The sequence below is a fragment of the Colwellia sp. KS18-150 genome (assembly GCF_057551365.1).
On record NZ_BAAJMC010000003.1, the window covers coordinates 356,090 to 367,713 of the forward strand.

An 11,624-nucleotide genomic window follows, 5' to 3' on the forward strand; every position below is an offset into this window, starting at 1 on the left:
TCGTTACAGTGAAATACCGCCGAAAGAAAGAAAGCCAAAAGCCATCAAACCTGAGGTGATAAATGTGATACCTAAACCTTTCAAACCATCTGGTACATCAGAATATTTCATCTTTTCGCGTAGACCTGCTAGTAAAACGATAGCCAGTGCCCAACCGATACCAGAGCCAATTCCGTATACAACACTTTCACCTAAGGTTAGGTTTTTAGCTACCATGAATGACACAGCACCAAAGATTGCACAGTTTACGGTAATTAACGGTAAGAAAATCCCAAGCGCTTGATAAAGTGCAGGGAAGTATTTGTCTAGAACCATTTCTAAAATTTGAACTAACGCCGCAATTACACCGATAAAGGTAATAAAAGACAAGAAGCTTAAATCAATTGATTCATTTGGATCTGTGATACCCATCACAGAGTCTAATGCACCCGGCGCTAAAATGGCTTGATAGATAATTTGGTTAACTGGAACAGCTAAACCAAGTACCACAATAACCGCAACACCTAGACCAATGGCTGTATCGACTTTTTTCGATACAGCAAGGAAAGTACACATACCTAAGAAAAACATTAAAGCGATGTTTTCAATAAAAATAGCTTTAACTAATAATGCAATATAATGTTCCATGCGATTAATCCTTCTCTACTTGTTCTGGTTTCCATTGGCGAATAGCCCAAATGATTAAACCAATAACGAAGAATGAACTAAATGGTAAAACTAATAAACCATTACCTTGGTACCAGCCACCATTTTGAATTAATGGTAAAATTTCGATATTAAATAAAGTACCAAAACCAAATAATTCACGAATAAAAGCAACAGCCATTAAGATTGCGCCATAACCTAAACCATTACCAATACCATCTAAAAAGCTCACACCAGGCTTTTCTTTCATAGCAAAAGCTTCAGCACGTCCCATTACAATACAGTTAGTAATAATCAAACCAACGAATACCGCTAGCTCTTTTGATAGCTGATAAGAGAAAGCTTTTAATACTTGGTCTACCACAATTACCAGTGAAGCAATAATCGCCATCTGTACAATAATACGCACGCTTGATGGTATATGATTACGAATAATTGAGATAAATAAGTTAGAAAATGCTGTTACAAACACAACCGCTAAGGTCATAACTAAGGCATTCGCCATAGAGCTAGTTACAGCTAACGCAGAACAAATACCTAAGACTTGTAATGCAATCGGGTTATTGTCAACAATAGGACCCGTTAATACTTTTTTAGCATCTGAAGACATTATTGAACCCCTTCTGCACGATATTTAGTAATGAAATTTTCATAACCTTCTTTACCAAACCAAAACTGCAATGTATTAGTAACACCATTACTGGTTAACGTTGCACCTGATAAGCCATCCACACCGTGAATATCTTCAGCTTTAGCACCACCTTTAACCAACATAACTTTTACGTCACCTGCGTCGTTATATATTTTCTTACCAGGCCATAAAGCTTTCCACTTAGGGTTCAGTACTTCAGCACCTAATCCTGGGGTTTCCTTATGATCAGAGTAAATAACACTTTTTATTGTGTTTAAGTCAGCTTCTAAGCCAACATAGCCATACATTAAGTCCCATAAACCAGAGCCAACGATAGGTAAAACAACCGTATCAACAGCACCTGCTTCATTTTTAACTAAATAGACAACCGCAGTATTTGAGCGACGATTAATGCCAGCGATATCGTTTTCAGGTTTAATTGATAGCGCAGTATCTCGAGAGTTACGACGCTCATCAAAATTAATCACATCACCTTCAACAAAGTCACCTGAAGCTAAATCGATTAGACGTGCATCAACAAATTTGTTGTAAGTATTTACAACATCTTTGCCAGCTTTTTCTAAAAGGCCTGATGCTTCAAGGATTTTAGTTTGTTGGTCAAGTAGCTTGTTTGCTTTTTGTAATGGCTTTAACTGCACGGCAGAGAAAGACACTAACAAGGCACAAACAACACAAACAGCTAGTACAAAACCAACCGTTTTACCGAATGTTTCTTTATTACTAGACATTGCGTGCAAGCCTCCGTTTTATGTTGCTCTTCACAACAAAATAGTCAAACAGTGGCGCAAACAAGTTAGCAAATAATATCGCTAACATCATACCTTCAGGGAAGGCAGGGTTTACTACACGGACTAGAACAACCATGATACCCACTAAGGCACCAAACCAATATTTACCAGTGTTTGTAAATGACGCTGATACAGGATCTGTAGCCATAAACATCATACCAAAAGCAAAACCACCAACAACTAAGTGCCAGTACCAAGGCATAGCAAACATTGCATTTGTATCACTACCAATCGCATTAAATATAAATGCAGTGGCAACCATGCCGCCAAATACACCTAATACAATGCGCCATGAAGCAATACCCTTATAAAGGATGTATGCACCACCAAGTAAAATAGCAAAGGTTGATACTTCACCTACTGAGCCGGGAATGAAACCCCAAAATGCGTTCCACCAATCAGCATTCATTGAATAATCAACTAAACCTTGGTTAGCAGCACTTAATGCCGTCGCACCTGAGAAACCATCTGCAGCAACCCAAACAGTATCACCAGAGATTTCTGCTGGATAAGCAAAGAATAAAAATGCACGACCCGCTAATGCAGGGTTTAAGAAGTTTTTACCTGTACCACCAAACACTTCTTTGGCAATAACAATACCAAAGGTTATACCGATAGCAACTTGCCATAATGGAATAGTTGCTGGCACGATAAGTGCAAATAAGATAGAAGAAACGAAGAAACCTTCATTGACTTCATGTCCGCGCACTGCAGCAAATAATACTTCCCAAAAGCCACCTACTATAAAAGTGACAGCATAAATAGGCAGGAAGAATACTGCACCGTATAGCATCATACTAAACCAGTTAGAATCTGCAGTTAGGGTACCACCTAGCAAAGCAAATAAAGCTGTTTGCCATGTATCTGGCGTTGCAAAACCTTGACCTAAAGCTTCTACAGCTTGAAAACCAATGTTGTACATACCAAAAAACATCGCAGGAAAAACAGCAAGCCATACAGTGATCATGATACGTTTTAAATCAATGCTATCACGTAGGTGAGTTTTGCCTTTATTCACATACCCTGGAGTAAATAAACCCGTAGCGACTGCTTCATATAAAGCAAACCACTTTTCATGTTTACCGCCTTTTTCAAAATGCGGTTCTATATCTTCAATAAACTTTTTCACGCCCATGACTAACCTTCCTTCTCTATTGTGGTTAGGCAATTACGAAGGTAAACGCCGTAATCTGTTTTGCCTGGGCAAACAAATGTACAAAGCGCTAAATCTTCTTCGTCTAGCTCTAAGGCACCAAGTTGTTGTGCTGTATCGGTATCACCGGCCACTAAATCACGCAATAACATGGTAGGTAAAATATCTAATGGCATAACACGCTCAAAGTTACCAATTGGCACCATGGCACGAGGACTACCATTAGTAGTAGTGGTCATATTGAAAATTTTCTTCGGGAAGAAATGAGACATATATGCACGTGTTACTGAAAATTTATTAGGTCCTGGGTACATATAACCAATAAATTCTTTCTCACGACCTTCAAGGATCAAAGCTACTTGAACGTGGTAACGACCTAGGTAGCCATGAACAGCAATCGCTGTTGAACCCATTAATAAGGAGCCAGAAACTACACGTAACTCACCATCGGTTGCTTCACCAGCGGTTAATTCAGCTGTGCTAGCACCAAGTACTGTACGTACTAAACGAGGATTTTTAGCTGCTGGACCGGCAAGTGAAATAACACGAGTACTATCAAGTTCACCCGAGGTAAAAAGTTTACCAAAAGCGATAACGTCCTGATAACCAAGATGCCAAACAAATTTGTCAGCGCTAGCAGGTTTCAAGAAATGGATATGTGTACCAACTAAACCTGCAGGATGTTTACCGGCAAATTCGTTAACCTGAACTTCATCAGTTACAGGAATATTAGCACCTGGTGCTTTACTAACGAATACTTCTCCGTCAGTTAAACGCGACAACACAGTTAAGCCATTTTTGAATGCTTCACTTTGTTCAGCGATAACAATTTCAGGGTTAGCTGCAAGCGGATTAGTATCCATAGCACTAACAAAAATTGCCGCAGCAGTTGAGTCGACAGCAGGAATTTTGCTAAATGGGCGAGTTCTTAACGCAGTCCACAGCCCAGATTCAACTAGGTTCTTTACCACATCTTCACGTGATACTGAGCCTAATTCGCTAGCTGAGTAACTGGTAAATGTTTCTTGATCATAACCGTCAACTTCAATGACGACAGATTGCAAAACACGTTTTTCACCACGGTTAATTTCTTTAACAACACCGGCAGCTTGAGCTGTGAATTTAACGCCAGGATTCTTTTTATCGCTAAAAATATCTTGACCTTTTTTGACACGATCACCCACTTTTACAAACATGGTTGGACGCATACCCACAAACTCTTCACCTAATGTTGCAACGGTTTTGATGGACGGACCATCATGGATTACCTGCTGTGGTGCACCTTTAACAGGAACATCTAAGCCTTTTTTTATTGTAATCATAAACACTTGCACTACTTTTGATGGGAGTATAAAAATCGAAAACAATATGATTTCTAAAACTTAAGAAAAACTTAAGCTATGAAACTCATAAGCAATTGATTTTATTGTATTTCAGTGAAAATTTTATTATTCCTTACGAAATAACAAGTTCCACTGGCTCTAAGTTAAATTTTTCTGGCGCGAATATTACCACAAAAAGCCCTTTTTATTCTACGGGCATAGATAACTTTTCTTTACAATTTAGACCATAGTCACATGTTTTGCCTGAAAATTAAGCAAAACATCTTTTTTGCTAGCTTGTTTGAAGGTAATTTGCAGTCTTTTACGGTTGAGCTACCACTAAAGTTCTATCCGTATTTACAAAGGTATTTAGATTAACTGAAGAAAATAAAGCAAAAAAAACCGATGACTAAGCATCGGTTTATAAAAATTTTAGCGCTAGATACTTGATTAACTTAAGTTGTTAATCTCAACTACAGGGCTTAGGTCAGCATCATAATCAACACCATCAACACCAAAACCAAATAATTTTAAAAACTCATTGTGATAACCAACATAATCAGTCATTTCATCAATGGTGTCAGTATCAACAGTGTTCCAAATATCTGTTACACGCTGCTGGACACTATCTTCTAACTCTTTATAGTTTTGACGGAAACGACCTTGTTCATCAAGACGAGGGGTATCGCTATAAATATTTTCTTTAAATAAGTTAGCAATCTGCTCAATACAACCTTCATAAGTACCATCAGCTTTCATTACTTTGAACATCGCTGAAATATAAAGAGGCATAATTGGAATAGCAGAGCTTGCTTGCGTAACCACAGCATTAAGTGAAGTTACACGAGCTTGACCATTTAAGCTGCTTGTAGTCTCATTGATAGCAGTTGCTGCTCTGTCTAAATCTTCTTTTGCTTTTCCGATAGTTGCTTTACCGTAAATTGGCCAAGTTAACTCTTTACCAATATAAGTATAAGCAACAGTTTTAACACCTTCAGCTAGTACATCAGCATCTTTAAGGGCATTTAACCATAACTCCCAATCAGCACCACCCATAACATCTATGGTACCTTGAATTTCAGCTTCATTCGCCGCTTCCACCGATACTGAATCAATAATGCGCTTTGAAGTGTTTAAGTTTTTAGTGGTTACACTTTCGCCGATTGGTTTCAAGGTAGAAGAATAAACTTCTCCAGTATCTGGATCGGTTCTACGTGGTGATGCTAATGAGTATATGACTAAATCAATTTTCCCCATGTCAGCTTTAATGGTTTCAATAGCTTTTGCTTTAATTTCGTGAGAGAAAGCATCGCCGTTAATATTTTTAGAATATACACCGGCTTCATCAGCAGCCTTTTGAAAAGCAGCTGTGTTATACCAACCTGCAGAGCCGGTTTTCTTTTCTGTTGGTGGTTTTTCAAAGAATATACCTAATGTACTGGCGTTATGACCAAAGGTTGCGGTGATACGTGAAGCCAGACCATAGCCAGTTGAAGCACCAATAACTAAAACGTTTTTAGGGCCACTCTCACTAGACGCTTGACTTTTAACATAAGAGATTTGCTCATTAACATGCGCTTCACAACCTGCAGGGTGAGCATTAGTACAAATAAAACCACGAATTTTTGGTTTGATAACCATAAGAAAACCTTTTTAGATTGTTTATACCAAGTGAATTTTTGGCATCATAAGAGTATAAATTTTCGCTATTGTACCTTGCTAATAGATTAAAGAGGTACGAGCAGTTAATTGATTCAATAAAATGAGGAGTGTATTGAAAAAAAACGTCACTCGCAAGAGCAACGTTTTCAAGAATAACATATTGTTTTTAGAACTATTTGCTACCACCTAAACAATTAGGTGAAAGCGGCGTATTCTCAGCATAATAATCATTCCATTCTTTTTCTGTGTAGGTGTGCAATGCTAAGGCGTGAATTTTTTCTGCCAACTCTTCTGACAGAACAGAGTTAACGGCTCTATGACGTTTTATTAAACGCTCATCTTCAAAATCTTTAGAAACAATAGTCACTTTAAAATGTGATTCACTGCCTGGCGGTACATTGTGATTATTACTCTCATTGATTACATCTAAGTGGAGAGGTGAAAAGGCAGACAACAGTTTTTCTTCGATTGCAGCGGCAATAGTCATTATTATTCTCGATAAAGTGGGATACTAATAATTCTAGCTAATCTAATTTCATATGCCAAAGTGAAAATGTCAAAATCATGTAAATACTTGTTAACTTAATGGCGTTATTAAAGTTTATTTTTAATAAATTTTGTCAAAGTGATTCAAGAATTATGCTGATAAATATGACACAATAGCGGCAGATTAATGACTACTTTAATAATTACCCCTATGTTAAGCCCTTTTTTAACTGCAGATAAACAACTCACTCTTAATCGGTTCCCTCTAGCGCAAGTAAACCGTAGCTTACAAGCATGGGATGCCGCTGATGAATATTTAATAAATTATCTCGACGAACATCATTTAGTGAGTGCTGATTCTAAAGTGTTAATTTTTAATGATACTTTTGGTGCGCTAACGACTCATTTTTGTTCGCCTGCTAACGCGAAGATATTCTGCGTTAACGACTCCTATATAAGTCGCCAAGGTATTTGTCATAATATCGAGCAGAACCAACTTGATGATAGTAATGTTAAACATTTAGATTTTTTAGACACATTACCCAAGGATATTAATGTTGTTATATACAAGATCCCAAAAAGTAAATCCTTACTTGTTGAGCAATTAATTCACATTAAAAAAACTCTTCCTCACGATACTGTATTTATTGCTGCTGATCGTGCTAAAGATATTCATAGCTCAACATTAAAGCTATTTGAAAAGTATTTAGGCACAACAAAAACCTCGCTAGCAGTGAAAAAAGCACGTTTAGTTTTTTGTCAGTTAGATCAAAAGCAAAGGTTTGACTCTCCTTTTCCAACTGTATGGTCTATGCACAACCAAACCTTATCCCGTGACTTTACCATCAGCAACCATGCTAATGTTTACTCTCGAGAGAAGCTTGACATTGGTGGCCGATATTTTATTGAGAATTTACCAGAGATCAAAGCTGATTGCAGAGTAATAGATTTAGGCTGTGGTAATGGTGTTGTTGGTTTAAGCGTACTTGCCAGCGAGCCAAGCGCCCAAGTTCAATTTTTTGATGAATCCCAGATGGCTATTGCTTCTGCCAAAGAAAATGTTCAAACAAACTTGCCAAAATTGCTCAATCAATGTCAATTTCATCTTAATGATTGTTTAACGGGAATTGACAGTAATAGCGTTGATTTAATTCTCTGTAACCCACCTTTTCATCAGCAAAATGCAACCACAGATCATATTGCTTGGCAAATGTTCAAAGATAGCCACAGGGTCTTGAAAAAAGGCGGGGAATTGCGCATTATTGGCAATCGTCAATTGGCTTACCATATCAAGCTTAAGCGAATTTTTGGCAATGAGAGATTAATTGCCAGTAATGATAAATTTGTCACTCAATCAGCGATAAAGCGTTAATTATTTTAGAAAAAAAGCGATCCTTTCCATGAATACAAAAATTTTACTAATTCTCTTGTTAACTATCCTAGTTAGCGCCTGTAGCAATACCCCAAGCCACTTAATTATTGCACCAGATATTATGAGCACACCAAGTTTACGATATAATGATGCCCAAGCTCAGCTTGAAATTATCGATATGCGTACCGCTAATCATATTGTACAAATATTACGAGAAGGTGAAGCTGCAACACTTGTTTCAGCACAGGAGCGACTTGAAAAAACCATTCAGGCTTCTTTAGTCCAGCAATGGCACCAACAAGGCTTAACAATTGCTGATAAAGCCCCTAATACCATCAATATTACTATTGAAAAAGCAATTATTAGTGTTAGTCAGCAAAGCATGGAATATCAGTCTCAAACTGAAATTGTCTTAAAGGTTGTCGTAAATAATGGCTCACAAACACAAACAAGCACCTTTAAGAATCGTGGCAACTCAAAGGGGCCATTACAAGCCGATATTGCAATATTAGAGCGTAACTTCAACCAAAGGTTAACTAATTTACTCACACAGGTTTTATCCTATAAAAAAATTAATACTTTTATTATATAACAACTGATAATTGAGAATAAAACAATGACAACAATCACAAAGTTTTTCAGTGTATTACTACTTATTAGTTTAGTAGCAGTCCCTTTGCCCTCTTCAGCTAAAAATGTAGCTATAGACCCAACCAATATTTACCCGAAAGTAAAATTAGAAACCTCTATGGGTATCATTATTGTTGAACTAGATAGAGTTAAAGCGCCAATCACCGTCGATAACTTTTTAATGTATGTCATCACGGGTGAATACGACAACACCATCTTTCATCGGGTTGTCAGTGACTTTATTGTTCAGGGGGGAGGTTATGATGCCGATTACACTCCTAAAAAGCTTAATGACGATATAGTAAACGAATCAGGCAATGGTTTGAAAAATGAAGTGGGCACTATTGCTATGGCAAAGGAAAGCCGACCACATACTGCAAATCGACAGTTTTTCTTTAACATTAATGACAATACCAATCTCGATCCTGGTCGACGCTGGGGTTATACCGTTTTTGGAGCTATTGTTGAAGGGGAAGAAGTGCTTGAAGCAATGGCAATAGTAAAAACAGATTATAATGATTCACTAGGCTGGGAAGACGTACCATTGGAGCCAATAATGTTGATAAAAGCGACATTATTACCAGCAGAGTAGTTTTAATTGTATTTATTAATATCGCTCTTTTCGTAAAGAGCGGTTATGATTTAAAATATCTTTACAAAAATTTACGTGAATTTTTTTGACAAAACCCGCTTTCTAGCCGATAACTATAGATACACGTAGATCGTTGTAGCCAGTAGTTTTAGTTTTACTTTTTGTCAGCAAACCTATTTCTGAGTAATAACCAGAACAAAAATTAATAAAATCCACCTCGCTAACCGGTTTGTTTCACAAGGAATATTTTAGTATATTTCAAACATACTTCGAGAATTCATTATGATAATTGAGCAGTTTATCAATGAGAGAACGTTGCAAATGACAACATACGTCAGTGCCGTTATTGAGCATTCAATACATTATACTGAATTAGATAAGTTCATTGTCGATACCATGGAAGAATGGGCATATTTAAACGTTACAGATGAAACTCCAAGTAACGCGCAAGAGCGTGTCTTTTGGCATTTAATACACGAAATAAGTTTACATGGAGCACAAGCTCTGCATAAAAACTTATTCTTTAAGAGTGAAATGAATACATGTCTCGACTTTTTCAATGGTGTTGGTAGTTACCCTATCGATTGTATCGGCTGGCGTCCAATTTCTTAATCACCATTAATCCCCTTAAAAACTATTTGGTTGGGTTTCGACAGTAGTTTTGCTAACCTAGTGCATTCTTCATAGCAATATCAATTTTTCATGTCCTCTAGTCATTCCATCAAGCAAACGTTAACTTATTTTAAAGATCGTCGCCTACTTAGTATTTTCTGTTTTGGTATCGCCAGTGGTTTTCCTTGGGTGATGATTGGCTCAGCTATGAGTGGCTGGCTAAAAGATGAAGGATTGAGCCGTTCAAGTATTGGACTTTTCGGATTAATTTTCGTTGCTTATAGTATTAATTTCTTGTGGTCTCCTTTAATTGATAGACTGAAAATTCCGTTACTAACCTCTAAAATTGGTCAAAGAAGAAGTTGGATATTAAGCACGCAGTTAATTGTAGTACTTTGTGCGCTACAAATGAGTCAATTAAATGCTAGCGGCCAATTATCATTAATGGCGTTATTCGGTTTAATTATTGCAATTACCGGTGCTACACAAGATATTGCCATCGATGCTTATAGAATTGATACCTTATCAGACAGTGACAATAATTATATGGCAGCAGGCTCAGCGATGGCCACTGCTGGTTGGTGGACAGGTTATGCAGGCCTTGGCAGTATACCTTTTATTCTTGTCGATCAACCTAATTGGCAATGGTCACAAGTATATATCGTCTTAGCAGTAATCATGAGTATTTTAATGATTACTGCCGTTATTGTGAGAGAGCCCGTAAGTCAGCGTGAACAAGAACAAGAGTTAATAGAACAAAACTATTTACATGCATTGACGCAGCAAGGTAATAAACCATTAGCTATATTGCTAATTTTACCTTTAATCATTAGCACCATTTTGTACGCTAATATTGGCTACCCTGCCTGGCCTGAGCATATAATTAGTCAAGATTATCAATTTACTTTTGTTACTTTAATGGTCGCCACTTTGTTGATAGTTTTTATTCGCCAGTTAAGTGATTTAAACCGCACGATGAATAACAACAGAAATAATTCATTGGCATTGGCAAATGGAACAAGCCAATCAATAAAGTTTAGTTATCGAGTAAGTGCGTGGTTACTAAGTACCATGGTCGCGCCTATCCAAGAGTTTTTTCAACGAAATGGCACTCGATTGGCGCTCTCAATCCTATTATTTATTTTCCTTTTCAAACTTGGTGAAGCCTACTTAGGACGTATGTCCATTGTATTTTATCGTGAGGTTGGCTTCACAAACTCTGATATTGCTTATTACTCTAAAATGATTAACTGGGCAGTCACGATAGTTTTTTCATTGATTGGAAGTGTTTTCACTATTCGGTATGGAATTTTAAAAGGGTTATTTATCGGTGGCATTGCAATGGCAAGTAGTAATTTATTGTTTGCCTTGATGGCTGTTGTAGGACCTGATAAAGCCTTATTTGCCTTTACAGTTTTTGTTGATGGTTTTACTTCAGCTTGGGGCTCTGTTGCGTTTGTTGCTCTTTTGTCAGTGCTTTGTAATAAAACCTTTACTGCCAGTCAATATGCTCTTATGGCGTCGTTAGGAACCTTTGGTCGTGTCATGCTCGGCTCTTATTCAGGGATCATGGTGGACTGGTTAGACGGGAATTGGGCGCTGTTCTTTATTTTAACGGCTTTAATGGTATTACCGAGTTTATTGTTTTTATACGCAATTAGAAAACCATTAACTCGATTAATAGAAAAAACTTCATAATAATTTCAGACA

The 11,624-nt window shown here is 37.3% G+C and carries 12 protein-coding genes; 5 read left to right on the forward strand and 7 right to left on the reverse strand.

What is annotated here, in order from left to right; translation table 11 throughout:
* Positions 1-3: 3 nt before the first annotated feature.
* The 7 genes from nqrE to AC27IF_RS07195 all read right to left on the reverse strand — a co-directional run bounded on the left by nqrE (position 4) and on the right by AC27IF_RS07195 (position 6,709).
* The gene (nqrE, locus tag AC27IF_RS07165) at positions 4-627 is read right to left on the reverse strand and encodes an NADH:ubiquinone reductase (Na(+)-transporting) subunit E (RefSeq protein ID WP_487053231.1); all 624 of its coding nucleotides are present in this window, start codon (positions 625-627) and stop codon (positions 4-6) included.
* A gap of 4 nt (positions 628-631) precedes the next feature.
* Complete coding sequence (locus tag AC27IF_RS07170; RefSeq protein WP_487053232.1) at positions 632-1,255, reverse strand: NADH:ubiquinone reductase (Na(+)-transporting) subunit D; 624 nt, start codon at positions 1,253-1,255, stop codon at positions 632-634.
* Complete coding sequence (locus tag AC27IF_RS07175; RefSeq protein WP_487053234.1) at positions 1,255-2,025, reverse strand: Na(+)-translocating NADH-quinone reductase subunit C; 771 nt, start codon at positions 2,023-2,025, stop codon at positions 1,255-1,257. The genes AC27IF_RS07170 and AC27IF_RS07175 overlap by 1 nt, the downstream gene beginning before the upstream one ends.
* Positions 2,018-3,220, reverse strand: a complete 1,203-nt coding sequence (locus AC27IF_RS07180; protein WP_487053236.1) for an NADH:ubiquinone reductase (Na(+)-transporting) subunit B — start codon at positions 3,218-3,220, stop codon at positions 2,018-2,020. The genes AC27IF_RS07175 and AC27IF_RS07180 overlap by 8 nt, the downstream gene beginning before the upstream one ends.
* 2 nt (positions 3,221-3,222) lie before the next feature.
* Positions 3,223-4,560: a Na(+)-translocating NADH-quinone reductase subunit A gene (locus AC27IF_RS07185; RefSeq protein ID WP_487053238.1), complete on the reverse strand. Its 1,338-nt coding sequence runs from the start codon at positions 4,558-4,560 to the stop codon at positions 3,223-3,225.
* Between the two features lie 450 nt (positions 4,561-5,010).
* Complete coding sequence (fabV, locus tag AC27IF_RS07190) at positions 5,011-6,201, reverse strand: enoyl-ACP reductase FabV (protein ID WP_487053240.1); 1,191 nt, start codon at positions 6,199-6,201, stop codon at positions 5,011-5,013.
* Between the two features lie 193 nt (positions 6,202-6,394).
* Positions 6,395-6,709: a BolA family protein gene (locus AC27IF_RS07195; RefSeq protein ID WP_487053242.1), complete on the reverse strand. Its 315-nt coding sequence runs from the start codon at positions 6,707-6,709 to the stop codon at positions 6,395-6,397.
* A gap of 210 nt (positions 6,710-6,919) precedes the next feature.
* Between AC27IF_RS07195 and AC27IF_RS07200 the strand changes: the two genes are divergently transcribed.
* The 5 genes from AC27IF_RS07200 (at position 6,920) to AC27IF_RS07220 (ending at position 11,612) form a co-directional block, all read left to right on the forward strand.
* Positions 6,920-8,080, forward strand: a complete 1,161-nt coding sequence (locus AC27IF_RS07200; protein WP_487053335.1) for a methyltransferase — start codon at positions 6,920-6,922, stop codon at positions 8,078-8,080.
* 28 nt (positions 8,081-8,108) lie between these two features.
* A complete protein-coding gene (locus AC27IF_RS07205; RefSeq protein ID WP_487053244.1) occupies positions 8,109-8,672 on the forward strand; it encodes a YajG family lipoprotein in 564 nt (187 codons plus the stop codon).
* A 24-nt stretch (positions 8,673-8,696) separates the two neighbouring features.
* Positions 8,697-9,302, forward strand: a complete 606-nt coding sequence (locus AC27IF_RS07210; RefSeq protein ID WP_487053246.1) for a peptidylprolyl isomerase — start codon at positions 8,697-8,699, stop codon at positions 9,300-9,302.
* A 321-nt stretch (positions 9,303-9,623) separates the two neighbouring features.
* Positions 9,624-9,914 carry a hypothetical protein gene (locus AC27IF_RS07215; protein WP_487053247.1) on the forward strand — a complete coding sequence of 97 codons (291 nt, stop codon included), beginning with the start codon at positions 9,624-9,626 and terminating at the stop codon, positions 9,912-9,914.
* 90 nt (positions 9,915-10,004) lie between these two features.
* Positions 10,005-11,612: an AmpG family muropeptide MFS transporter gene (locus AC27IF_RS07220; RefSeq protein ID WP_487053248.1), complete on the forward strand. Its 1,608-nt coding sequence runs from the start codon at positions 10,005-10,007 to the stop codon at positions 11,610-11,612.
* Positions 11,613-11,624 lie beyond the last annotated feature (12 nt).

Bases quoted from the DNA above. Each gene is read 5' to 3' on its own strand.
- AC27IF_RS07170 (WP_487053232.1), bottom strand. From the start codon at position 1,255: ATGTCTTCAGATGCTAAAAAAGTATTAACGGGTCCTATTGTTGACAAT.
- fabV (WP_487053240.1), bottom strand. From the start codon at position 6,201: ATGGTTATCAAACCAAAAATTCGTGGTTTTATTTGTACTAATGCTCAC.
- nqrE (WP_487053231.1), bottom strand. From the start codon at position 627: ATGGAACATTATATTGCATTATTAGTTAAAGCTATTTTTATTGAAAAC.
- AC27IF_RS07185 (WP_487053238.1), bottom strand. From the start codon at position 4,560: ATGATTACAATAAAAAAAGGCTTAGATGTTCCTGTTAAAGGTGCACCA.
- AC27IF_RS07180 (WP_487053236.1), bottom strand. From the start codon at position 3,220: ATGGGCGTGAAAAAGTTTATTGAAGATATAGAACCGCATTTTGAAAAA.
- AC27IF_RS07175 (WP_487053234.1), bottom strand. From the start codon at position 2,025: ATGTCTAGTAATAAAGAAACATTCGGTAAAACGGTTGGTTTTGTACTA.
- AC27IF_RS07205 (WP_487053244.1), top strand. From the start codon at position 8,109: ATGAATACAAAAATTTTACTAATTCTCTTGTTAACTATCCTAGTTAGC.
- AC27IF_RS07220 (WP_487053248.1), top strand. From the start codon at position 10,005: ATGTCCTCTAGTCATTCCATCAAGCAAACGTTAACTTATTTTAAAGAT.
- AC27IF_RS07195 (WP_487053242.1), bottom strand. From the start codon at position 6,709: ATGACTATTGCCGCTGCAATCGAAGAAAAACTGTTGTCTGCCTTTTCA.
- AC27IF_RS07210 (WP_487053246.1), top strand. From the start codon at position 8,697: ATGACAACAATCACAAAGTTTTTCAGTGTATTACTACTTATTAGTTTA.
- AC27IF_RS07200 (WP_487053335.1), top strand. From the start codon at position 6,920: ATGTTAAGCCCTTTTTTAACTGCAGATAAACAACTCACTCTTAATCGG.
- AC27IF_RS07215 (WP_487053247.1), top strand. From the start codon at position 9,624: ATGACAACATACGTCAGTGCCGTTATTGAGCATTCAATACATTATACT.